We start from the raw sequence: 22349 nt of genomic DNA on the forward strand, positions 1-22349 counted from the left end.
ATGCTGGAGCTGATCGAGGTCCAGACGGGAAGCTATCTCGGGGAAGACGACATCATCCGGATTGAAGACGACTACCAGCGCTCTTGAGTAGAGTGTCGCTCCAACATTCGGCGAACATCTGGAAACTGTCCTGTGAACTGCGATGATCGGAACAGGCTGTTATGACGGACGACACGCACACGATCCGCCACGGCGGGCTCACCGCGACCATCAAGGCGCAAGGCGCGGAGATGTGTTCGCTGGCGAGCGATGCCGGCATCGAGTTCGTCTGGCAGGCGGAGCCGGCTTGGCCGCGCCATGCGCCGCTGCTATTTCCGATCGTCGGGCGCCTCGCCAATGACGAATTGCGGCACCGGGGCAGGACCTACCGGATGACCCAGCACGGCTTTGCGCGTGACAGCCGCTTTGCGTGGGTGGAATGCGGCGAAAGACGCTGTGTCCTGGTGCTCGAAGACAGCGAGACGACGCGCGCGCTCTACCCCTTCGCGTTCCGCCTGACGACAACCTATGCGCTCGACGAATCCGGTCTCGATCTTTCACTCGTGATCGCGAACACCGGCAAGGAGATCTTGCCGGCCTCGCTCGGCGGCCATCCCGCTTTCAACTGGCCGCTCCAACCGGGGCTGGCGAAGGAGAGCTACGCGCTGAGCTTCGCGAACGCAGAGCCATCGCCCGTCCGCCGTCTCGATGGCGGCTTGCTGCGCCCGGCAACCGAGCCGAGCCCGGTCAAAGGATCCGTGTTGCCCTTGTCCGAATCCCTGTTCGTCGACGACGCAATCATCTTCGATCGGATCGCGAGCAATTCGGTCCGCTATACCGTGGAGCAGGGCGCTTCCACCGGGCCGTGGTTGAAATGTCATGGCGCGGCTTTCGGGAGCTTGGCGTCTGGTCGAAACCGTCGGGCGCGCCGTTCCTCTGCATCGAGCCCTGGCGCGGCTATGCCAGTCCCGCCGGCTTCGACGGCGAGTTCAGCGACAAGCCAGGCCTGATGCACATCGCGCCCGGAACGGAAGAGCAGTTGTCATTCCGGGTTGAGGTTGGATCGTCGTGAGGTCGCACGGCCTTCACGCATCTCGAGTTCTCAGACCTCGATCCGCGTGAGGTCCTCGCCGAGCACGACAGGACCCGAATAGTCCCGCCTGACGTCCGCAAGCAGCGCATTCAGCATGGAATCGTCGGTGCGAGGCCGGTGATGGGTCAGCGCGAGCTTCTTGACGCCGGCCTTGGCCGCGACCTTGCCGACTGTATCGCCGCAGGCGATCGTGAATTTGGCAAGCCGGCGCAGGTGCTCGTTGTCGATCTCCGGCGTGGCGAGGAAGCAGCACTGGACCAGCAGGTCGGCCCCGTCAGCCAACCGTTCGAGACCGGGGCAGGGCACCGTGTCGCCGGAAATTGCAATGACCTTGCCCTCAGCCTCGAAGCGATAGCCGAGACACATCCAGCGTGCGAGGAAGGCCGGCGACATGTCGAGGCCGTCGCCATGCGAGACCAGTTCGGCGCTGATCTTCCAGGGCCCGGTGTCGAGAACGGGGCCCGGTATAATGTCGGTCGCGACGACTGGTTTCCAGCCGCCGAAGCTCGGCTCGCCCTGATCGCGCCAGGCGATGTCCTTGTCGTAGACCTGCGTGACCAGCGTATTGACGAGCCGTTCGGTATCCGGCGGTCCATAGATGCGCAGATCGTCCTTGCGCCCGTGCATCCATGAATTGAGCATCACGTCGTAGAGGTCGCCGATGTGGTCGAAATGGTGATGGGTGAGAAAGACCGTGTTGATGGAGCCGAGCGGTACGCCGGCCTTGCTGAGCTGAACCATGACGCCGCGGCCTGCATCGATCAGGATATTTTCCCCGCCGAGCCTGATCAGCGTGGTCGTCGCCATGCGGCGCGGGTCCGGGCGTGGGCCGCCGGTGCCGAGCAGGATGACTTCCATGGCGCCACCTCCAGGGGCAGACTTTTCGGGACGCCACAGTAGATTTGAAGCTCTCGGCGAGGCAAGCGGTGGCGGGAGGGGCTTCAGCCCCGCACGACTGCCGCCTGTGCGGGGCTCCCGAACATGATGCGCGGGACGAGAAGTGTGGGCCAATTCATACTTAATACGGCCAGATCGTGACCAATGTTGTTTGGGCGCGATAACGCGCCTAGTGTTGCAGCAGGCAATTCGAGGGGGCTCGAACAAGTCGTGAATGTACGTTCACAGGACGGCGCGCTCGGCGACCTGAGCATCCAGGCCGGTTCGCAAGCACACAGGACATCCAGCATCGTGGCTGATTCCGCAGTTCAGGAATCGCGTGTCGCTGGCCGCGAGCGGCTGATCGTCGTCGAGGATGATCCGGTGACGCGGACGATGCTGGTCGGTTATTTCAGCGAGAACAATTTCGACGTGGTCGGCGCCGGCTCCTGCGCCGAATGCCGCCAGGCGCTGCGGACGCGGACCGATCTCGTGTTTCTCGACCTGCAGCTGCCCGACGGCGATGGCTTCGATCTCGCCAAGGAGATCCAGGCGACCAGCAATGCGGGCATCATCTTCGTGACTCGCCGCGACACCGATGTCGATCGCATCCTCGGCCTCGAGATCGCGGGCGACCACTACGTTACCAAGCCGATCAATTTGCGCGACCTGCTCGCACGCGCGCGAAGCGTGCTGCGGCGGCGCTCGATCGACCGCAAGGCGGCGCGCACCCACAATTCGATCGCGTTTGGCGACTGGATCATCGACCTGACGCGGCGCGAGCTGCTCGGCAGCGACGGCAAGCCGGTGGCGCTGACGCGCGCTGAATTCGACCTGCTTGCGGCGCTCGTCGGAGCCGACGGCAGGCCGCTCAGCCGCGACTATCTGATCGAGGTCGTCAGCAATCGCCAGGCCGAGGTCGACATCCGCACTGTCGATGCCCTGGTGGCGAGACTGCGGCGCAAGCTCGTCGGCAGCGGCACGCCCGTCATCACCACCGTCACCGGCGTCGGCTACAAGCTCGCGCTGAGCGAGCGGCTCTAGACCCAAGCGCAGCACGAAATGGTGCCGGCGGCGCCATCGGGTTCAGCCACTGAAACCGACCAGGAACCGAATCGCGAGAAAGGCCGACAAGGCCACGGCGCCGGTCGCGACGATTGCAAACAAAACTCTCAAACTATTGTGCATGATCTCTATTCAGGTTCGGTTTCAAAAAATGTCGTTGGTCCAACCGCTGCTCGTCTCAAGGCAGGCAATTCTATTGGCGTGATGCGACCCGTTTCCACTTGGCTTCGACGCGAGCCTTGATGAGGCGGACCCGGGCTTCCTGTGCTGCCCAATATGCCCTGCTCGCGACCGCCGTGCCTTGACGGTACCGCGCGTAAACGTCCTTCGGCTGTGCCGGTCCCTTTTGATTGTGCGCGGACTTCTGATGGTGCGCTGACTTCGAGATGGCGGGGGGCGTAGTTGGTGCCGGTGCCACATCTGGGACGGCCGCAGCCTGGTTTCCCACACTCGTCGAGTTCATGGCGACAAGACGGTTGCGGGCGCGATGACAATAGACCTGCGAGCGCGGAGTCATGGACTCCTCGTCATGACCTGCTCGATATTTCATCAGGGCACGGCAAAGCTCCCCGCCTGCCAGGCGCCATGCGCGGCTCAGATAGAGAACGCCGTAGTGGATGTTGATATCGGGCTCTGTGAGCTCTGCGTTATTTCCCCGAAATCCGAGCATCGCTGCCGTCTCGGGCCGAACCTGCATGAGGCCGATCTCGCCGACGGCGCCGATGGTGGCCGGATTGTAACCGCTTTCAACGAAGACGACGGCCTCCGCGATGTCCGCGGGCAGATCGGTCTTGGCCGTTTCTCTTTCGATAATTTTTCGGATTGCCGCTCGCGATGCCGGCGTCTCTCCGGCGCCGAGATCTGCATCGCGACCGCCCGCCGCCAACGCCGGTTCCACGGCGTTCTGGGCGTGCACGGAGGTGGATGCCAACCAAAGCACAGCGATCGCAACGTGTGTCCACGCCGCGCGGGCATTGATGTGTGTTCGATCCCGCAGCATGGACACGTATTATCTCTTTCGAGTTAACAACCGATTTTCTGACGGCCCGGGGCGCGGCCCGGCTCGGACGGCGCGAACGGCCAGCGGAGCAGCGAGGCTATCGCGACCGCGAGCTCTGGTCGGTTGATGTGCTTGGCGCAGCCCCGGCCAATTTGTCGTCGACCGCATAGAGCGTGCAGGTGGGCGACCATTTTGTGCAGGCGCCAAGTGAATCGCGCTGGGCGTCGTCGGCGGTCGCGCGCCCCGAACGCCAGCCGTAACCGCCGTTCGGCGACACCGCAAAAGCCTTGTGCGGCATCGTGCTGGCGAGATAGCGCGCGAACTCGGCCCGCGCGGCCTCGCTGAGCTGGCCTGGCGGCGGGAGCGGATCGGGCGGGCTCAGGACATCGTGGCCGAGACCTCGCTCGCGCAGGAAGGCGTCGAGATATGGCGTCCATTGCGGACGGCTCACCACCGAATAGAGATAGTGGCCATCGTCACCGTAAGGCGGCGCTGCGACGAATTTCGCGTTGCCGCCGCTGGCGCGAAATCCGTCATGGAGGCGGCGCGCGAGGTCGGGACCGAAGTAGGAATCGTTGCTGGCATAGACCCACAGCATCGGCGCGCGCGAGGTTTTGCCGAACGTGGCGAAGGCCTGCACCAGCCCGTTCGGGTTGCAGACGTCGTCATCGTCGCGCGAGCCGCGCCCGCCGGCAAAGCTGATCGCGGCGGCGAGACCCGCTGGCGCCTGCGCGGTCAAGGCGACGGTGGCGAACCCGCCGGCGGAATGGCCGGCTGCGATCATGCCCGAGGTGGTGACGTCGGCCCTCCGCGCCATCGCCTCGATCGCCGCGCGCAAATCCGCCACCGCGACCGCCGCAGCTGGCAGATAAGCGGCATTGGCGCAGCCGCTGACGCTGTCGACGCGCCCACCGGGCGAGGTGCCGTAGCCGCGTCGCATCACGATCAGCGCGGCGAAACCGCGCCGGGCGTATTCGAGGGCGATGCCGTAATATTTGTGCGCGGACATCGTCGCGCGATCGTCGAAGCTGCGCGGCGAGCCGTGGCTGAGCAGCGCGAGCGGATAGCGCCTGGTCCCGGCCGGCCGGACCAGGAACGCCTCCAGCCCCTGCGGTCCGGCCTCGGCCATCGGGATACGCAAATCCTCGGTGTAGAACTCCGCGGCCATGGCATCGGGCGCAATGCCAACCGTCGCAAGCCAGGCCATCAGAACAACCAGAAGCCTCTGAAACAGCGTCATGCCCCGACTCGAAAAGCCCCGATCGAAAGACCATAGCATGATCTCAGGAACGGCCGCCCCATCGCGGGTGTTGTGCTCTTGGCGGGGCCTTGGCCGATGCTATGGTATCGCGCAATTCTACGACAGGACGAGGTATATCCAGTGGCTGATGTTCATCCCGCGGCGGGCAAGCAGGCCTCGCCGGACGCGCTCACCAACGTTCCGCGGCTGGTGACGGCCTATTTCGCCGGCAAGCCCGATGTCGCCGATCCCGCGCAACGGGTGGCGTTCGGCACCTCCGGCCATCGCGGCACCTCGTTCAAGACCAGCTTCAACGAGGGCCATATCCTGGCGACGACGCAGGCAATCTGTGATTATCGGCGTGAAAAGGGGCTGACCGGTCCGCTCTTTATCGGCATCGACACCCATGCGCTGGCCGAGCCCGCGCTCGTTAGCGCCGTCGAGGTGTTCGCGGCCAACGGCGTCGACATCATGATCGACAAGGACGGCGGCTACACGCCGACGCCGGTGATCTCGCACGCGATCCTGACCTACAACAAGGGCCGCACCTCGGGCCTTGCCGACGGCGTCGTCGTCACGCCGTCACACAATCCGCCCGAGGACGGCGGCTACAAATACAATCCGCCGCATGGCGGGCCGGCCGACACCGACGCGACCTCCGTGATCGAGAAGCGCGCCAACGCCTATCTCGCCGACGGCCTCAAGGGCGTGAACCGCATCGACTACGCCAGGGCACGCAAAGCCGCGAACGTCCACGCCTATGACTACGTCACACCCTATGTCGCCGATCTCGGCAACGTCGTCGATCTCGACCTGGTCAAATCCGCCGGCGTCAATATCGGCATCGATCCGCTCGGTGGCGCCGCCGTGCATTACTGGCATCCCATCATCGAGCGCTACGGCCTGAAGGCCACGGTCGTGAACGAGGCGATCGACCCAACCTTCCGCTTCATGACGGTGGACTGGGACGGCAAGATCCGCATGGACTGTTCCTCGCCTTACGCGATGGCGAGCCTGATCGCGATGCGCGACCGCTTCGACGTCGCCTTCGCCAACGACACCGACGCGGACCGCCACGGCATCGTGACGCGCACCGGCGGCCTGATGAATCCGAACCATTATCTCGCGACCGCGATCTTCTATTTGTTCGCGCACCGCCCGAACTGGGGCAAGGACGCCGCGATCGGCAAGACCGTGGTGTCGAGCTCGATCATCGACCGCGTCGCGAAGAAACTCGGCCGCAAGCTGGTCGAGACCCCGGTCGGCTTCAAATGGTTCGTCGACGGTCTCCTCACGGGCGGCTTCGGCTTCGGCGGCGAGGAGAGTGCAGGCGCCTCGTTTCTGCGCCGCGACGGCACGGTGTGGACGACCGACAAGGACGGCATCATCCTCGGCCTGCTCGCGGCCGAGATCATGGCCAAGACCGGCCGCGATCCGAGCCAGCTCTTCAACGACCTCACCGCCGAGTTCGGCGTGCCGCATTACGCGCGCATCGACGTCGCCGCCACCACGCCGCAGAAAAACATCCTGAAGTCCGTCACGCCCGAGCAGCTCGGCCTGAAGGATCTCGCCGGCGATCCCGTCCGCGCCACGCTGAGCAAGGCGCCCGGCAACGGCCAGCCGTTCGGCGGCATCAAGGTCGAAACCGATTTCGGCTGGTTCGCCGCCAGGCCGTCAGGCACCGAGGACGTCTACAAGATCTATGCGGAGAGTTTTCGCAGCCCCGAGCACCTGAAGGCGATTCAGCAGGAGGCTCAGGCAGGGTTGGCGAAGGTGTTCGGGGCGTAATCGTCGCGGGCGCCTACCCGCGTACATTCGCGTAGCCGTTGCAGCGCCGTCATGGCCGGGTTTATCCCGGCCATCCACGTCTTTGGCGCGGCACCACGACCGTGGATGCCCGGGACAAGCCCGGGCATGACGAGTTTGCGGGTGCGCCGCTGGGACAATATCTCGTCTGTATACCGGAATAAGAATAACGGTATTATGGTAGGGTAAATTCCGCCTTGAACGATTCCGCTCCTCCGCTATTGTATACATAACGTATTGATAAGCCTTGGGAGTGAGACCGGTGACAAAACCCTTCCCGATGAACGCCTGGTATGCCGCCGCCTGGGACGCCGATGTGAAGCCGGCACTGCTGCCGCGGACGATCTGCGGCAAGCACGTCGTGATGTACCGCAAGGCCGATGGCTCGGTGGCCGCGCTGGAGGATGCCTGCTGGCACCGCCTGGTGCCGCTGTCCAAGGGCCGGCTCGAAGGCGACACCGTCGTCTGCGGTTATCACGGCCTGAAATACAACGCGCAAGGGCGCTGCACCTTCATGCCGTCGCAGGAGACCATCAACCCGTCGGCTTGCGTGCGCGCCTATCCCGTGGTCGAGCGTCACCGCTACATCTGGCTCTGGATGGGCGATCCCGCGCTGGCCGATCCCGCGCTGGTGCCCGACCTGCATTGGAATCACGACCCGGCCTGGGCCGGCGACGGCAAGACCATTCACGTCAATTGCGACTACCGCCTCGTGCTCGACAATCTCATGGACCTCACCCACGAGACGTTCGTGCACGGCTCGTCCATCGGCAACGAGGCGGTCGCAGAGGCGCCGTTCGACGTCACCCATGGCGAGAAGACTGTCACGGTGACGCGCTGGATGCGCGGCATCGAAGCGCCGCCGTTCTGGGCGAAACAACTCGGCAAATCCGGCCTCGTCGACCGCTGGCAGATCATCCGCTTCGAGGCGCCGTGCACCATTGCCATCGACGTCGGCGTGGCACCGACCGGCACCGGCGCGCCCGAAGGCGACCGCTCGCAGGGCGTCAACGGCTTCGTGCTCAACACCATCACGCCGGAGACCGAGAAGACCTGCCACTATTTCTGGGCCTTCGTGCGCAACTATCAGCTCGGCGAGCAGCGCATCACCACCGAGATCCGCGACGGCGTCTCCGGCATCTTCCACGAGGACGAGCTGATCCTCGAGGCGCAGCAGCGCGCGATGGACGAGAGCCCCGATCGGATCTTCTACAATCTCAACATCGACGCCGGCGCGATGTGGACGCGCAAGCTGATCGACAAGATGGTGGCGAAGGAAAACCCGCCGCAGCACCTCCAGGCCGCGGAGTAAGCCGACATGGCCGAGCGTGAGGTCGACCGCTCCGTCTCGCAGACCGTGAAGGCGCAGCTCGCGCTGCGCGATCAGCTCCTGTCGGGCTCGTTGCGTCCGGGCGAGCGCATCTCCGAGCTCCAGGCGGTGGAGACCACCGGCGCCTCGCGCACCCCGGTGCGCATGGCGCTGGTGCGGCTGGAGGAGGAGGGCCTCTTGGAGGCGATTCCCTCCGGCGGCTTCATGGTGAAGGCGTTCTCCGAGCGCGACATCTCCGATTCTATCGAGCTGCGCGGCACGCTGGAGGGGCTCGCCGCGCGCTTTGCCGCCGAGCGCGGCGTGTCCGCGCGCGAGCTCGAGCCGCTGAAGGAGTGCCTGGCCGCGATCGACGAATTGCTGCGCCAGGTCCCGATCTCGGTCGATGCGTTCTCGTCCTATGTCACGCTGAACGCGCGCTTCCACGCCCTGCTCACCGAATTGTCGCGAAGCCCGCCGCTGATCCGGCAGATCGACCGCGCCTCGTCGCTGCCGTTTGCATCCCCAAGCGGTTTCGTGATGGCGCAGTCCGCGCTGCCCGAAGCGCAGCAGATCCTGATCATCGGGCAGGAGCACCACCGCGTCGTGATCGACGCCATCGAGAACCGCGAAGGCGCCCGCGCCGAAGCGGTCATGCGCGAGCATGCGCGGCTCGCGGTGCGCAATCTGCGGCTTGCGCTACGCAACCGGACCCATCTCGACCTGCTGCCGGCGCTTGCGCTGATCAAGACCGCAACCGATTGAGGGGAGTGTCATGCGCTTCATCGAAACCTGGAGTCCGGCGACGCTCGTCTCGACGCGCGATCTTGCGCCGGGCATCCGCGAATTCCTGATCCGGCCGGACCAGTTCGATGGCGCCGCCTATCCGGTCGGCAGCCACATCAATATCAGCGTCACCATCGACGGGCAGCCGGAGACGCGGTCCTATTCGCTGGTCGGGGAAGCCTCGTCGCAGGGTTTAAGGATCGCGGTGCGCCGCGCCGAGGATTCGCGTGGCGGCTCGCGCTATATGTGGTCGTTGCAGCCGGGCGCGCGGCTCGACATCACGACGCCCGCCTCGCTGCTCGCGGTCGACTGGGCGCGCCAGAACTACTGCTTGATCGCCGGCGGCATCGGCATCACGCCGATCCTCGGTGCGGCGCAGGCGCTGGCGAAGCGCGGCGCGGATGTCACGCTGCATTACGCGGTGCGCTCGCGCGCCGAGGCTGCCTATCTCGACGATCTCGCCGCGATGCTCGGTGATCGCCTGGTCGTTCACGCCAGCGATGAGGGCAAGCGGATCGATCTCGACGCCCTGTTCGCCTCGGTGCCCAAGGATGCGCTGGCGCTATTCTGCGGCCCGATGCGGATGCTGGATGCCGCGCGCCACGCCTGGATCGGCGCCGGCCATCCGCTTCCCGATCTTCGCTACGAGACTTTTGGTTCGAGCGGCACGCTGCCGACCGAGACATTTCGCGTGCGCCTGAAAGGCTCCGATGTCGAGCTGGAGATCCCACGCGAGCGCTCGATGCTTGATGTCCTCAACGCCAGCGGCCACGACGTGATGTACGATTGCAAGCGCGGCGAATGCGGCCTGTGCGCCATCGACGTGGTCGCCGTCGATGGCGAGATCGATCATCGCGACGTCTTCTTCAGCGACCATCAGAAGCAAAGCAACCAGAAGATCTGCGCCTGCGTCTCCCGCGCGCGGGGCACCATCACGGTTGACACACTGCTGCGAGCGGATGCGGTCTGAGGGGGTAGGGCGTCTCCTCATACGCTTACCCCACGAAGGCAGGCCTTGTCCGCCCTGTCTTCGGGGGCCGGCACTCTTGGTCGAGCCGAGACTGCGTCGTCGCCGTAATACTAATATCCGCCGCTGTTACCATTCTGTCACGGATTTGGACGCTGCTTGTGCCCTAGTATTGGATGCCCGTCGTAACTTAAGGCTCCGCGGTTCGCGGGGCGCTTTGCAGTAGCCCGCCACTGGTTGCAAATGCCGCCCAGAGGTTTGCAATGAGATCAAACAAGCCGGGAAGCTGCGTCATCAACTATGCGACAGCGGGGGCTGCTCTCGTGCTTTGCGCTGATGTTTCGCATGCCGACCAGGGCGGTAGCTCATTCTGGTTTCCGGGTCAGTTTGCGAGTCTCGCCGCCATGCAGCAGACACCGGGCTGGGCGCTCAGCGTGATCGATTACCATTCCAGCGTCGCCGCCGCTGGGAGTGCTGCTGCAGCCAAAGAGATCCTGGCCGGCAAAATTCCCGCGAACGTCAATGTTAATTTGAATCTGAGTCTGAGCGGGCGGGCCGATCTGGTCGCCCTTACGCCATCGTATACATTCGCGACGGCGGTGCTTGGCGGTCAGTTGGTCGTAGGCATATCGGGCCAGTACGGCAGAGCCGCCACCAGTATCGCCGGAACGCTGACTGCGATAGCCGGACCGATTGTGGTGACGCGTACCGGAATGCTGGAAGGATCGCTTACCTCCTACGGCGACCTCGCACCGTTCGCGGAACTGCTATGGAACCATGGCGTCGACAATTACATGGCTTACGTCACGGGCAATGTTCCCGTCGGCGACTATGATCCGACGCGGATTCCCAATATCGGGCTCGGGCACGGCGCGATCGACATTGGGGGCGGCTATACCTATTTCGACCCGGCGGCAGGAAACGAAATCTCGGGCGTCGCCGGCCTGACCTACAATTTCAGGAATCCCGACACCCAGTACCGGAGCGGCATCGATTTCCACTTCGACTGGGGCGCATCGCACTACCTAACGAAGCAGCTTTTCGTCGGCATTGTCGGATACGCCTACCAGCAAATCACCGACGATTCCGGCCAGAACCCGATCCTCGGTGGTTTCAGGTCACGCGTTTTCGGTGTCGGTCCGCAAATCGGGTACAGCTTCCCGGTCGCAGACATGCAGGGCTTCCTTGCTCTGAGGGGATACGGCGAATTCGGTGCAGCCAACCGTCCGTCAGGATGGAATACTTGGCTGACGTTCACCATTTCCCCGTCCGCGCCTGCCGCCATAGCACCCACGAAGCATCTGGTTGTGAAATAAACCTCGTGCCAACCGGACGTCGGCTGCGATTGGCCGGCGTCAAATGGGTCAATCGCATCACTTTAGCCGTATGCCGGCGTTCCCGCTCGCTTACGCCGCGTAGGTCGCCCGCAACTTCTTCGGATCGAGCAGCGCCAGAACGCCATCCGCCGACACCGGCCGGCTGATGAGATACCCCTGAACTTCGTCGCAACTGATCTGGCGCAGATATTCGAGCTGGTCGGAGGTCTCGACGCCTTCCGCGACCACGCCGATGCGCAGGTCGCGGGCGAGCCCAATCACAGATTTCACGATTGCGGCGCAGTCAGGCTGCACCAGCATGTCGCGGATAAAGGACTGGTCGATCTTGATGCGGCTGAACGGGAGCTTGCGCAGATAGGTCAGCGAGGAGAAGCCGGTGCCGAAATCGTCGAGCGCCACGGTGACACCGAGCTCCAGCAGCGCGTTGAGGACGGACGCGGCGGAGGCGTATTTCGACAGCAGCATCGATTCCGTGATCTCGATCTCGAGCCGGTGCGGGGCGATCGTCGCGTCCGCAAGTGCCTGCACGATGATCTGGAGGAGGCCGTTGTTGTGAAACTGCGCGGCCGAGAAATTCACGGCGACCCTGATCTCTTCGGGCCACTCGGCAACCGTCGCGCAGGCGCGGCGGACGACCCATTCGCCGATCTCGTGGATCAGCCCGGTTTCCTCCGCGATCGGTATGAATTCGCTCGGCGGCACCAGCCCGCGCTGGGGATGCTGCCAACGCAGCAGCGCCTCGAAGCCGGTGATGCGGTTGCCGCCGAGGTCGAGAAAGGGTTGAAAGACCAGGAACAGCTCGCCCCTGGCGATGGCGCCTTCCAGATCCGATTGCAGCGCCTTGCGGTCGCGTGACGAGCGGTCGTCGGCCTCCTCGAAGAAACACACCGTCCCGGGTCCGGCCTTTTTGGCGCGGTAGAGCGCGGTGTCGGCGTTCTTCATGATGTCGAGTTGCGTGCTGCCGTCGCGCGGCGCCAGCACGATGCCGACGCTGGTCGCGCCGACGATCTGGCGGCCCTCGATCTGGAACGGTTCGTCGAAAGCCGCGACGAAGCGCTCGGCGATCTCGAGCGCATCCTCGAGGCGCGCCAGGTTGGCCATCACCAGCGCGAACTCGTCGCCGCCGATGCGCGCGACATGCTCGGCCGCGCGGGTGCAGCGTTGCAGGCGACTCGCGATCTGGACCAGAAACTCGTCGCCGGCGGGATGGCCGAACTTGTCGTTGACCTCCTTGAAGCGATCGAGATCGAGCAGAAGCACCGCGAATTCCTCGCCGGACAGAGCGAGCCGCTTCAAGGCTGCATCGAGCGTTTCGTTGAACGCGACGCGATTGGGCAGATGGGTCAGCGGATCCTGCCGCACCGTACGCTCGGCCTCGATCTGCCGCATCACGCGCCGTGCGAACGAGATCGAATTGACGAACACGCTGCGCAGCAGCACCGATCCGTAGACCACCACCAGGAAGGCGATCAGCAGAAACGCCGGATCGCCATTCCTGCCGAGGCAGATCGCGATGCCAGCGAAGATCGGGGCCGTGAATGCGATCGCCGCGATCGGGATGGTGGCGAAGGCCAGCGCGCCGCCGGCCAGCATTCCCGAGCAAAGGCAGGTGATGACGAGCTGCCCGCCCGTCGAGGCATTGGCGAAGAATGCGACCGGAACGGTGCCCCAGGCGGCGCCGAGGATGAAAGCATTGCGCACCAGCCGATGCATGGCCCGGCGCGAGACGAATTGCGGTTTGGTGATGCGGCGCGCGGCATGGGATTGCAGGCCGAACGCGATCGCGGCGCCCGCCACGATGGCGGCCCAGATCAAGGCCAGCTTCAAGTCCGGCGAATGCCACAGCGCGACGACGAGTACCCCGGCGTTGCAGGCATTGGCCAGCATGATGCCGACGGAATAGCCGAGCACCAGCGACATCTGTTCGGCGCGGATATGGCCGGCGACGGCTTCGTCGGTTACGGGACCGCCAAAGGCCGACAGATCGCCGGCGAACAGCCGCGCGAAATAGCTGGTCGTTTGAGTCCGCATTCCAGAGCCTAGCAGCATGGGCCGCTTGTCCGGCCCGGTCCGGAGAATTCGCTGCAAACCTTTGACGAACTATGAATTATCTGAGCTTGCGACGATTGCTATGACCACTTCTGCGTGTTCGCGATATTGTATCGATAACAAATCGATACAAATGCGAGGCGCGGTCGTCATCGTCGTCGCGGCAGGAGCATGCTCACTACCAACTCCGCTGTCATGCCCCGCGAAGGCCAGTACGCCGCAGCCTATCGAGGAATCACTGCCGTCTCTGGAATACTGGATCGCCCGCCTTCGCGGGCGATGACAGCTGTGCTTTAGGCATCACCGCTCCAACTGCTTCGGATCGTAATAGAACCGTTCTTCGATCAACTGATCGCGCCGCCACGTCTGCCATGCGATCTCATCCAACGTTCGGATGATGCCTTCGGCATTGGTGAAGCTGAATCTCCAGCGCGTAGCGACATGATCGCCTTCGATCAGGCTCGGCCCGATGCGCACCGCCTTGACCTCCCTAGAGGCTGCCAGCACGCCGCGCTCCTTGGCCGCGAGCTTGTCGCGTCCAACCAGGGGCTCGGCCTGGTTTTCATAGGTGGCGGCGTCCGGCGTGTAATAGTCGAGGATCGCCCCGACGAAATCCCCGTCCTCCAATCGTTTGGCAAAAGCTTCGACGACATCACGGCTCGGCATGGCGCACCTCAAGAGTAAAACCGACTGATAGTCGGTAAATACCGACCGACGGTCGAAAAGTCAACTGGCTGTCCTCATCCATTTCGACTACAGCAGAGCCATGGCGAAACAGGCGGAGCGGCGGGCTGCGACATCGGAGGCGATCCTGACGGCGGCGCGCCGCCTGTTCGGAACGCGAGGCTTTGTCGCGACGACGATGGACGAGATCGCCGAAGCCGCGCACGTCGCCAAGGGCGCGGTCTATCATCACTTCAAGACCAAGGAGGCGGTGTTCGAAGCGGTGTTCGACCAGGTCTCGCGCGACCTCGTTGCCGAGATCGACAGCACGGCCCGCGCCGAGAAGGACGTGCTTGCCGCGATGGTCGCCGGCACCCAGCATTATTTCGCCGCGACCGCCAAAGGCCCGACCGGCCAGATCATCCTGCGCGACGGCCCGGCCGTGCTCGGCTGGGAGCGCTGGCGCGAGATCGACGCCAAACATTTCGGGGGCAAGCTGCCGCGTGCGATTGCGGCGGCGATGGAGGCCGGCCTGATCGCGCGGCAGCCGGTCGAGCCGCTGGCCCGGCTGCTGCTCGGCGCGGTGACGGAGGCCGCCGTCGCCTGCGCCGGACGCGCCGATATCGCAAGGGCGGGTGCGGAATATGCCCGTGCGTTCAGGTCGCTGATCGAGGCGCTGCGCGTCGCTGCATGATCGTGCTAAGTGATGATTGGAAACGCCCACACCAACAAAAAGAACAGTAGCGCATGAACGCAACTTCCTCCCTGACGCCCTCCGATCCCGAGTTCGACTACATCATCGTCGGTGCCGGCTCTGCCGGCTGCGTGCTCGCCAACCGGCTGTCGGCCAACGGCAAGCACCGCGTGCTGCTGCTCGAGGCAGGCCCGAAGGATTCCAACATCTGGATCCACGTGCCCCTCGGCTACGGCAAGCTGTTCAAGGAAAAGACCGTCAACTGGATGTACCAGACCGAGCCGGAGCCCGAGCTGAAGGGCCGCCAGGTGTTTCAGCCGCGCGGCAAGACGCTGGGCGGATCGAGCTCAATCAACGGCCTGCTCTATGTCCGCGGCCAGCACGAGGATTACGACAGATGGCGTCAGCGCGGCAACGCCGGCTGGGGCTATGACGACGTGCTGCCCTATTTCAAGAAGGCGGAGAACCAGTCGCGCGGCGCCGACCGATACCACGGCAGCGGCGGCCCGCTGCCGGTGTCCAACATGGTGGTGACCGATCCGCTGTCGAAGGCCTTCATGGACGCCGCGGTCGAGACCGGTCTGCCCTACAATCCTGATTTCAACGGCGCCACCCAGGAAGGCGTCGGCCTGTTCCAGACCACGACCCGCAACGGCCGCCGCGCCTCGACGGCGGTGGCCTATCTCGGCCCCGCCAAGGGCCGCGGCAATCTCAAGATCGAAACTGGTGCGCTCGGCCAGCGCGTGCTGTTCGAGGGCCGCCGCGCGGTCGGCGTTGAATACCGTCAGGGCGCCAATTTGCGCCGCGCCCGCGCGCGCAAGGAGGTCGTGCTGTCGAGCGGCGCCTACAACTCGCCGCAGCTGCTTCAGCTCTCCGGGGTCGGACCCGGCGACCTCCTGCGCAAGCACGGCATCGATGTCGTGCTGGACGCGCCGGGCGTCGGGCACGATCTCCAGGACCACATGCAGGTCCGCATCGTGATGCGCTGCTCGCAGAAGATCACGCTGAACGACACCGTCAATCATCCGCTCCGCCGCACCATGGCCGGTGCGCGCTATGCGCTGTTCCGCAAAGGTTGGCTGACGATCGCGGCAGGCACGGCGGGCGCCTTCTTCAAGACCAGTCCGCGGCTGGCCTCGCCGGACATCCAGGTCCATTTCCTGCCGTTCTCGACCGACAAGATGGGCGAGAAACTTCATGGTTTCTCCGGCTTCACCGCGTCGGTATGCCAACTCCGTCCCGAAAGCCGCGGGTCCTTGCGCATCAAAAGCGCCGACCCGACGGTGCCGCCGGAGATCCGCATCAACTACATGTCGACCGAGACCGACCGCACCACCAACGTGGAAGGCCTGAAGATCCTGCGCAAGATATTGCATGCACCGGCGCTGAAGCCGTTCGTGGTCGACGAATACGATCCCGGAGCGAAGGTGTCCACGGATGCCGAGCTGCTGGATTATTGCCGTGAGCGGGGCAGCACCATCTACCATCCGACCTCGACCTGTCGTATGGGCAATGATGCGCTCGCGGTGGTCGATCAGCGGCTGAAGGTGAGGGGCCTCGAGGGCCTTCGAATCGTCGACGGCTCGATCATGCCCGATCTCGTATCGGGGAACACCAATGCGCCGATCATCATGATCGCCGAAAAGGCCTCCGACATGATATTGGAGGATGCGCGGTAAACTCGCGTCTCGAGAGGATTTGGGCTTGGCTACGCGATTCAAGATCGGCACACGCAAGAGCGCGATGGCGCTGGCACAGACGGAAGAGATCGCGCGCCGCCTGACCGCCGCCATGCCCGATCTCGACGTCGAGATCGTCAAATTCGACACCACGGGCGATCTCGACCAGACCAGCAAGCTGCTGCCCCATGGCGGCAAGGGCGGTGCTTTCGTGGCGCAGATCCGCGCCGCCGTGCTGTCGGGCGAGCTCCAGGCGGCGATGCATTCGCTGAAGGACATGCCCGGCAACGAAGACACGCCCGGTCTCGTGATCGGTGCCACGCTCTCGCGCGACCCTCCCAACGACGCGCTGGTGCTGCGCAACGGCGTGACGCTGGAGGCATTGCGCCAATCTCGTGGCAAGGGTTTCAAGATCGGCACCAACGCCGTCCGCCGCGCCGCCTATGCGCGGCGATTGTTTCCCGACGTCGAGATCATCCATTTCCGCGGCGCGGCCGACACGCGCGTGCGAAAACTGGACAATGGCGAGAAGCAACGCCTGCCGGATGGCGGCGCGGTGGGGCCTGCGGATGCGCTCATCATGGCGCGGTCCGGCCTCGACCGCGTCGGCCTTTCCCATCGCATCGGCTACGAATTCTCCGCAGCGGAAATGCTGCCGGCAGCGGGGCAGGGCATCGTCGCCGTCGAATGCGCGGCACAGGACTGGCAGACGCGTCGCATCCTCGCATCGATCGACGATCCCGCTGCTCACGCCTGCGCCGATGCCGAGCGCGAAGTGCTGTGGGTGCTGAACGGCCATTGCAATTCGCCGGTGGCGGGCTTTTCGACCATTGCGGGCGATCAGATGTCGCTCACCGCGTCCGTGCTCGATCTCTCCGGCAACACCATCATTGAAGCCTTGCGTTCGGGTCCTGCCGATCGCCCCCGCGAACTCGGCCGTGCGGTGGGACTGGATCTGCTGGCCAGGGGCGCCGCCGAGATCATCGAGCGGAGCCGGCCGAGCTAAGTCGGCCGCGAGGCGGGCATAGGTGCGATGATGGCATCATGCGCCTGTTTTGCCCGACGGATCAAATGTTGGCGCGACCTGATGTGATGACGGCGCATCTGATTTCCGTCCGCCCTAAGTCATTGATCGGGCGTGGCCTCTCTACTGTGCATGGGGTTGTTTTCGCGCTTTTTTGTTTTCCCGCTCCCCAGGCGCAAAATAAATCAGCCCCGCACCCGCTTCAGCATCTGCTCGACATGGGCGATCGGCGTTTCAGGCTGGATACCGTGGCCGAGATTGAAGATGAACCGCCCCTGCGCGAAATTCGCCAGCGTGTTGTCGACCGCGCGGTCGAGCGCGGCGCCGCCTGTGATCAGCACCAGCGGATCGAGATTGCCCTGAACCGCAACCTTGCTCTGCACGCGCTCGCGGATGAAGGCCGGCTCCGCGGTCCAGTCGATGCTGACCGCGTTGACACCGGTCGCTTCGACGAACCCGGGCAGTTGCGCACCGGCACCGCGCGGAAAGCCGATGATCTTCGCATCCGGCACCTTGGCGCGCACGCCTTCGACGATGCGCCGCGTCGGCTCAATCGACCAGCGCACGAACTCGGCGGGTGGCAGCACGCCGGCCCAGGTGTCGAAGATCTGCAAGGCATTGGCGCCGGCCGCAAGCTGCGCCAGCAGATATTCGATCGAGTTCTCGACCAGCACGTCCATGATAGCTGCGAACGCCTCCGGATGCCGGTAGGCCATCATCCGCGCCGGCGCCTGGTCGGGCGTGCCCTGGCCGGCGACCATGTAGGTTGCCACCGTCCATGGCGCGCCGCAGAAGCCGATCAGTGCGATCCTGGGATCGAGCGCCCCGCGCACGATCTTGAGGGCCTCGAACACCGGTGCGAGCTTGCCGAAATCGGCTTGCTTCGCCAGTGTCGCGACCTTGGCGGGATCATCCAGCGGTTCGAGCCGCGGACCCTCGCCGACCTCGAAGCGCACGGAACGTCCGAGCGCATAGGGGATCACCAGGATGTCGGAGAAGATGATCGCCGCGTCGAAGCCGAACCTCCGGATCGGTTGCAGCGTCACCTCGGCGGCAAGCTCCGGGTTGAAGCAGAGGTCGAGGAAGCCGCCGGCCTTGGCGCGCACCTCGCGATATTCCGGCAGGTAACGGCCGGCCTGCCGCATCATCCAGACCGGCGGAATGACCTGCCGCTGGCCGGAGAGGACGTCGATAAAGGGTTTTGTCGCAGACTGGGGCACGAACGGTCCTGAAGATGGTTAGGGCTCCTGATACACCGCCGCGGCGCTCAGCGGAACAGGGGAACCAAGCGCAATTGGACCGCGTTGACCAGCCAACGGAGGACGAGACCATGGCTGAGACATTCAACCCCGCGCCGCATGACAAGCACGCCGACGATCTGCACGAAGCGCTCGCCGCCGACCGCCACGCCAAGCTCGACGCCGGGCTGAAAGATACCTTCCCCGCGTCCGATCCCGTGAGTGCTGCCCAGCCGACGCCCTCGAAGGCCGATGCGGAGGCCGACAATCCCTCGCTCTGGGACAAGGTTAAGGCCATCTTCAGCTAAGGCGGGGTGCGCCGGATTCCGATAGGTTTGCTAATGCCTTGTTAGCGATGCGCCGATTCCGGCGTACGTACGACTACGGGAAACCGGCAACATCACTGCATATTTATCCCGGCGTTTCAGAGTTCAATAACAGAAGCAGCAGAAGTTCCGGAGATCGGAGATTTCTGCTGCATGAGCGCTGTGAGCCAAAGAGCCGGATGGAGCCGCCTGCCCCTGCGGGCGGCTGCGTTCGTCGCGCTGACCTGCGTGGCCATCCTCGGCGTCAGCGGCTGGCGCGAATGGGCGGCGCGGGACGCTGTGCTCAAGGGTGCCGAGACCGAGATGGCGAATGTTGCTCGCTCGCTGACGCAGCATGCCGAGGACAGCCTCGATCTGCTGGACTCAGGCGTCGTCGGCGTCGTCAGCCGGCTGGAGATGGACGGCGCCGAGCCGGCCACGATCGCCAAGCTCAGAACCCTGCTGGAGGCGCGCAAGAAGGCGATGGAGCGTGTCCACAGCCTCGCCATCATCGACGAACACGGCAACTGGTTGACCTCGCCCGGCACGATCGGCTCGACCCTCAACGACGACGCGTTCTTCCGTTATCACCAGCTCTCGCCGAAACGGGAGCCCCATGTCGGCCGTCCCGTGAAGAGCCTGCTCGACGGCGAATGGGTCGTCACCCTGTCGCGCCGTTTCAACAAGCCCGACGGCAGCTTCGGCGGCGTGGTGCTCGCGACCATCAGCTCCAACTATCTCTCGCATTTCTACGAACAGTTCGAGATCGGCCGCAACAGCTCGGTGGCGTTGACGCACGGCGACGGCCTGATCATCGCGCGCAACCCGAGCAACGACAGGTTCGTCGGTCGCAGCGTTGCCGATACGCCGCTGTTTCGCGACGCCGGCCTGCAGCGGCCGGGCGGCGCCTATCATTTCAAGTCGCCGCTCGACGGCGCCGAACGCGTCAGCTTCTTCAAGCGCTCCGGCCGCTATCCGCTGGTCCTGCTCGCCACCGTCGATAAGGCCGAACTGCTGGCGCCCTGGCGTGCTGCGGCGATCTCCCGCATGGTCTACGTGCTCGCGCTGGTCATGCTGATCGCGATCATCGGTGCGGTGCTGGTGCGGCAGTTGCAACGCGGCCAGAGCATGGCGGCCGCGCTGGTCGAGAAGGAAGCGCATTTCCGACTGCTTGCCGAAGGCTCCAGTGACATGGTCACCCGCATCGGGCTCGACGAGCGGCTGCGCTATGTCTCGCCATCGTCGATTGGCGTCGTCGGCTGGCGCGCCAATCAGCTGATCGGTACCCTTGCGCTCGCCGGCGTTCACGCGGACGACCGGCCGCAGGTGCAGGCTCTCGTCGACGCCATGAAACGCGGCGAGAAGGAGGAGGTGCGCGTCACCTATCGCAACGCGCACCGGCAGAATGCTGAAGTCTGGCTCGAATCGACCATGCGGGTGACCCGCAAGGAGAATGGCCGCGTCGACGGCGTGGTTGCGATCTCGCGCGACATCACCGAGCAGAAGAAGCTCGAGACCCGGCTGGAAACGCTCGCGATCGAGGACAGCCTCACCGGGCTTGCAAATCGCCGCCGCTTCGATGAACGATTGAAGGAGGAGTGGGCGCGTGCCTATCGCGAGCGCTCCAGCCTCTCTTTGCTGATGATCGACGTCGACCACTTCAAGTCTTACAACGACGACTACGGCCATCCCGCGGGCGATGCCTGCCTCCGGCAGGTGGCCCAGATCATCGCTGCTGAGGCGCAGCGTTCCGGCGATCTTGCGGCGCGCTACGGCGGCGAGGAGTTCGCCATGCTGCTGCCGAACACCGACGCAGCGGGCTGCGCCCTGATCGGCGACCGGATTCGACGGGCGATCCGTGATGCGGGCCTGGTCCACACCAGCAATCATGTGGCTGGCTGCGTCACCGCTTCGCTCGGCGGTGCTGCGTGCCGGCCGGCGCTGGAGCGCACGGCCGGCGTGGTCTCGCTGATCGAGGCCGCCGACCAGGCGCTCTATGCCGCCAAGGAGGCCGGGCGCAACCGGCTGATGATGTCGGGCGAGGTGAGCAACCTCCTGCTCAAGGCGTCCGGTCAGTAACCCCGCTCAATAATGCGGCGGACGCTCATTGGCCGCTCCCGGCGCATTCGCCTCGGCCTCCTGCAGCCGCTCGCCGAGCTCCGCGATCCTCCGCGTCAGCGCGTCGATCTGCTTCCATTGCGCGGTGATGGTCTGGTTCAGCGTCTCGATCGCGTCGTCCTGATAGGCGAGGCGGGTCTCCAGCGTGTCGATGCGCTCGCCGAGCGTCTTGATCTCATTCGTCACGTGCCGCGTCCTTATTTCGTTCGGGCGAGCCAAGTTGCTGCAAACCATGGCCGAGCGCGACGCGCTCGTCGAACACGAAGCATTCGCCGCGCCAGCGGCTCTCCGCCTCCGGCACCTCTTCCAGATATTTGAGAATGCCGCCCTTGAGGTGATAGACCTCGGCAAAGCCGCGCGCGAGCAGGTGCGCGCTCGCCTTCTCGCAGCGGATGCCGCCCGTGCAGAACATCGCGATCTTGCGGTGTTTGGCGGGATCGAGCTGCTCGGCCGCAAAATCCTTGAACTGGCCAAAACTCCTGATGCCGGGGTCGAGCGCGCCGTCGAACGTCCCCATCGCCACCTCGAAGGCGTTCCTGGTGTCGAGCACCAGCGTATCGGGCGCCGCGATGAGCGCGTTCCATTCGCTCGCATCGACATAGGTGCCGACCTGCCGCGTCGGATCGGCGGCTTCGTCACCGAGCGTGACGATCTCCTTCTTCAGCCGAACCTTGAGCCGGCCGAACGGCATCGTCTCGGCGGTCGAGAACTTCAGTTCGAGATTGTTCAACCTGCCGCTGAACATGTCGCCGTGCGCGAGCTCTTGGGCGAGGGCGTCGATCGCCTCGCCCGGGCCCGCGACCGTGCCGTTGATGCCCTCCTGCGCGAGCAGCACGCTGCCCTTCACCGCCAGGCCGGCGCAGAACGCGCGCAGCGGCTCGCGCAGCTCGCGGTAATCGGGCAGGGCGGCGAATTGGTAGAAGGCGGCGACCTTGTAAATCATGGCGCCCGTTTAGCAGGCGCAGCGTGCCCGGAAAACCCGCAACGAGCAGCTCTATTCCCAACGGATGGCAGCCATTTCCCTGGCATGCCAGCATTGCCCCGGCCGGCCGGAATGTGTCATGTAGGCCCGACTTTTCCGAAACGACACGCCATCCGCGCCAGACGCCAACGAGAGCAAGAAT

The 22349-nt window shown here is 64.7% G+C and carries 20 protein-coding genes and 1 pseudogene; 13 read left to right on the forward strand and 8 right to left on the reverse strand.

What is annotated here, in order from left to right:
* Together AC0L20_RS35335 and AC0L20_RS35340 are read left to right on the forward strand one after the other, a co-directional pair.
* Positions 1-87 (forward strand): hypothetical protein (locus AC0L20_RS35335; RefSeq protein ID WP_473256104.1); only part of this gene is annotated, 87 nt, incomplete at its 5' end.
* Positions 88-161: 74 nt separating this feature from the next.
* Positions 162-1051 (forward strand): annotated as a pseudogene (locus AC0L20_RS35340) (aldose 1-epimerase family protein).
* A gap of 30 nt (positions 1052-1081) precedes the next feature.
* Here the strand turns inward: AC0L20_RS35340 and AC0L20_RS35345 are convergent.
* Positions 1082-1930 carry an MBL fold metallo-hydrolase gene (locus AC0L20_RS35345; RefSeq protein WP_473295032.1) on the reverse strand — a complete coding sequence of 283 codons (849 nt, stop codon included), beginning with the start codon at positions 1928-1930 and terminating at the stop codon, positions 1082-1084.
* A 249-nt stretch (positions 1931-2179) separates the two neighbouring features.
* On the opposite strand from AC0L20_RS35345, the gene AC0L20_RS35350 reads away from it, so the two are divergent.
* Positions 2180-2992 (forward strand): winged helix-turn-helix domain-containing protein, encoded by an 813-nt coding sequence (locus AC0L20_RS35350; RefSeq protein ID WP_473295033.1) that lies wholly within the window; start codon positions 2180-2182, stop codon positions 2990-2992.
* Positions 2993-3206: 214 nt separating this feature from the next.
* On the opposite strand, the gene AC0L20_RS35355 is transcribed toward AC0L20_RS35350, so the two are convergent.
* Positions 3207-4013, reverse strand: a complete 807-nt coding sequence (locus AC0L20_RS35355; RefSeq protein ID WP_473295070.1) for a transglycosylase SLT domain-containing protein — start codon at positions 4011-4013, stop codon at positions 3207-3209.
* 97 nt (positions 4014-4110) lie between these two features.
* Positions 4111-5253 (reverse strand): alpha/beta hydrolase family protein, encoded by a 1143-nt coding sequence (locus AC0L20_RS35360; RefSeq protein ID WP_473295034.1) that lies wholly within the window; start codon positions 5251-5253, stop codon positions 4111-4113.
* A gap of 141 nt (positions 5254-5394) precedes the next feature.
* Here AC0L20_RS35360 and pgm point away from each other — a divergent pair, with 141 nt between their 5' ends.
* From pgm to AC0L20_RS35385, 5 genes are all read left to right on the forward strand, one after another.
* Positions 5395-7041 carry a phosphoglucomutase (alpha-D-glucose-1,6-bisphosphate-dependent) gene (pgm, locus tag AC0L20_RS35365; RefSeq protein WP_473295035.1) on the forward strand — a complete coding sequence of 549 codons (1647 nt, stop codon included), beginning with the start codon at positions 5395-5397 and terminating at the stop codon, positions 7039-7041.
* A 280-nt stretch (positions 7042-7321) separates the two neighbouring features.
* Complete coding sequence (locus AC0L20_RS35370) at positions 7322-8371, forward strand: aromatic ring-hydroxylating dioxygenase subunit alpha (protein WP_473295036.1); 1050 nt, start codon at positions 7322-7324, stop codon at positions 8369-8371.
* Positions 8372-8377: 6 nt separating this feature from the next.
* Positions 8378-9130, forward strand: coding sequence for a GntR family transcriptional regulator (locus AC0L20_RS35375; RefSeq protein ID WP_473295037.1), 753 nt, complete (start codon positions 8378-8380; stop codon positions 9128-9130).
* 10 nt (positions 9131-9140) lie between these two features.
* Positions 9141-10121, forward strand: a complete 981-nt coding sequence (locus tag AC0L20_RS35380; protein ID WP_473295038.1) for a PDR/VanB family oxidoreductase — start codon at positions 9141-9143, stop codon at positions 10119-10121.
* Between the two features lie 260 nt (positions 10122-10381).
* Positions 10382-11434 carry a SphA family protein gene (locus AC0L20_RS35385; RefSeq protein WP_473295039.1) on the forward strand — a complete coding sequence of 351 codons (1053 nt, stop codon included), beginning with the start codon at positions 10382-10384 and terminating at the stop codon, positions 11432-11434.
* Positions 11435-11524: 90 nt separating this feature from the next.
* On the opposite strand, the gene AC0L20_RS35390 is transcribed toward AC0L20_RS35385, so the two are convergent.
* Together AC0L20_RS35390 and AC0L20_RS35395 are read right to left on the reverse strand one after the other, a co-directional pair.
* Positions 11525-13486, reverse strand: a complete 1962-nt coding sequence (locus AC0L20_RS35390) for a putative bifunctional diguanylate cyclase/phosphodiesterase (RefSeq protein WP_473295040.1) — start codon at positions 13484-13486, stop codon at positions 11525-11527.
* A 318-nt stretch (positions 13487-13804) separates the two neighbouring features.
* Positions 13805-14170 carry a nuclear transport factor 2 family protein gene (locus AC0L20_RS35395; protein WP_473295041.1) on the reverse strand — a complete coding sequence of 122 codons (366 nt, stop codon included), beginning with the start codon at positions 14168-14170 and terminating at the stop codon, positions 13805-13807.
* A 100-nt stretch (positions 14171-14270) separates the two neighbouring features.
* Between AC0L20_RS35395 and AC0L20_RS35400 the strand changes: the two genes are divergently transcribed.
* The 3 genes from AC0L20_RS35400 to hemC are packed head-to-tail and all read left to right on the forward strand — an operon-like array spanning position 14271 to position 17546.
* The gene (locus tag AC0L20_RS35400; protein WP_473295042.1) at positions 14271-14861 is read left to right on the forward strand and encodes a TetR/AcrR family transcriptional regulator; all 591 of its coding nucleotides are present in this window, start codon (positions 14271-14273) and stop codon (positions 14859-14861) included.
* Between the two features lie 53 nt (positions 14862-14914).
* Positions 14915-16540 (forward strand): GMC family oxidoreductase, encoded by a 1626-nt coding sequence (locus AC0L20_RS35405; protein WP_473295043.1) that lies wholly within the window; start codon positions 14915-14917, stop codon positions 16538-16540.
* A gap of 25 nt (positions 16541-16565) precedes the next feature.
* A complete protein-coding gene (gene hemC, locus AC0L20_RS35410; protein ID WP_473295044.1) occupies positions 16566-17546 on the forward strand; it encodes a hydroxymethylbilane synthase in 981 nt (326 codons plus the stop codon).
* A 203-nt stretch (positions 17547-17749) separates the two neighbouring features.
* On the opposite strand, the gene hemE is transcribed toward hemC, so the two are convergent.
* Entirely contained in the window at positions 17750-18784 is a 1035-nt protein-coding gene (gene hemE, locus AC0L20_RS35415; RefSeq protein ID WP_473295045.1) for a uroporphyrinogen decarboxylase, read from the reverse strand.
* 110 nt (positions 18785-18894) lie between these two features.
* On the opposite strand from hemE, the gene AC0L20_RS35420 reads away from it, so the two are divergent.
* On the forward strand, positions 18895-19110 hold the full coding sequence (locus AC0L20_RS35420; protein ID WP_007595236.1) for a hypothetical protein: 216 nt from the start codon (positions 18895-18897) through the stop codon (positions 19108-19110).
* A gap of 171 nt (positions 19111-19281) precedes the next feature.
* Positions 19282-21186: a sensor domain-containing diguanylate cyclase gene (locus tag AC0L20_RS35425; protein ID WP_473295046.1), complete on the forward strand. Its 1905-nt coding sequence runs from the start codon at positions 19282-19284 to the stop codon at positions 21184-21186.
* Between the two features lie 6 nt (positions 21187-21192).
* Here AC0L20_RS35425 and AC0L20_RS35430 read toward each other — a convergent pair whose 3' ends face one another.
* Together AC0L20_RS35430 and trhO are read right to left on the reverse strand one after the other, a co-directional pair.
* Positions 21193-21411, reverse strand: a complete 219-nt coding sequence (locus tag AC0L20_RS35430; RefSeq protein ID WP_007606917.1) for a SlyX family protein — start codon at positions 21409-21411, stop codon at positions 21193-21195.
* The gene (gene trhO, locus AC0L20_RS35435; RefSeq protein WP_473295047.1) at positions 21401-22168 is read right to left on the reverse strand and encodes an oxygen-dependent tRNA uridine(34) hydroxylase TrhO; all 768 of its coding nucleotides are present in this window, start codon (positions 22166-22168) and stop codon (positions 21401-21403) included. Before trhO ends, AC0L20_RS35430 begins: the two co-directional genes overlap by 11 nt.
* Positions 22169-22349: the final 181 nt, after the last annotated feature.

The sequence above is a fragment of the Bradyrhizobium sp. Kon58 genome, assembly GCF_055807455.1.

Coding starts and splice junctions, on each gene's coding strand:
- AC0L20_RS35345 (WP_473295032.1), bottom strand. CDS start 1,930: ATGGAAGTCATCCTGCTCGGCACCGGCGGCCCACGCCCGGACCCGCGC.
- AC0L20_RS35355 (WP_473295070.1), bottom strand. CDS start 4,013: ATGCTGCGGGATCGAACACACATCAATGCCCGCGCGGCGTGGACACAC.
- AC0L20_RS35360 (WP_473295034.1), bottom strand. CDS start 5,253: ATGACGCTGTTTCAGAGGCTTCTGGTTGTTCTGATGGCCTGGCTTGCG.
- AC0L20_RS35375 (WP_473295037.1), top strand. CDS start 8,378: ATGGCCGAGCGTGAGGTCGACCGCTCCGTCTCGCAGACCGTGAAGGCG.
- AC0L20_RS35380 (WP_473295038.1), top strand. CDS start 9,141: ATGCGCTTCATCGAAACCTGGAGTCCGGCGACGCTCGTCTCGACGCGC.
- AC0L20_RS35385 (WP_473295039.1), top strand. CDS start 10,382: ATGAGATCAAACAAGCCGGGAAGCTGCGTCATCAACTATGCGACAGCG.
- AC0L20_RS35390 (WP_473295040.1), bottom strand. CDS start 13,486: ATGCGGACTCAAACGACCAGCTATTTCGCGCGGCTGTTCGCCGGCGAT.
- AC0L20_RS35395 (WP_473295041.1), bottom strand. CDS start 14,170: ATGCCGAGCCGTGATGTCGTCGAAGCTTTTGCCAAACGATTGGAGGAC.
- AC0L20_RS35400 (WP_473295042.1), top strand. CDS start 14,271: ATGGCGAAACAGGCGGAGCGGCGGGCTGCGACATCGGAGGCGATCCTG.
- AC0L20_RS35405 (WP_473295043.1), top strand. CDS start 14,915: ATGAACGCAACTTCCTCCCTGACGCCCTCCGATCCCGAGTTCGACTAC.
- AC0L20_RS35420 (WP_007595236.1), top strand. CDS start 18,895: ATGGCTGAGACATTCAACCCCGCGCCGCATGACAAGCACGCCGACGAT.
- AC0L20_RS35425 (WP_473295046.1), top strand. CDS start 19,282: ATGAGCGCTGTGAGCCAAAGAGCCGGATGGAGCCGCCTGCCCCTGCGG.
- trhO (WP_473295047.1), bottom strand. CDS start 22,168: ATGATTTACAAGGTCGCCGCCTTCTACCAATTCGCCGCCCTGCCCGAT.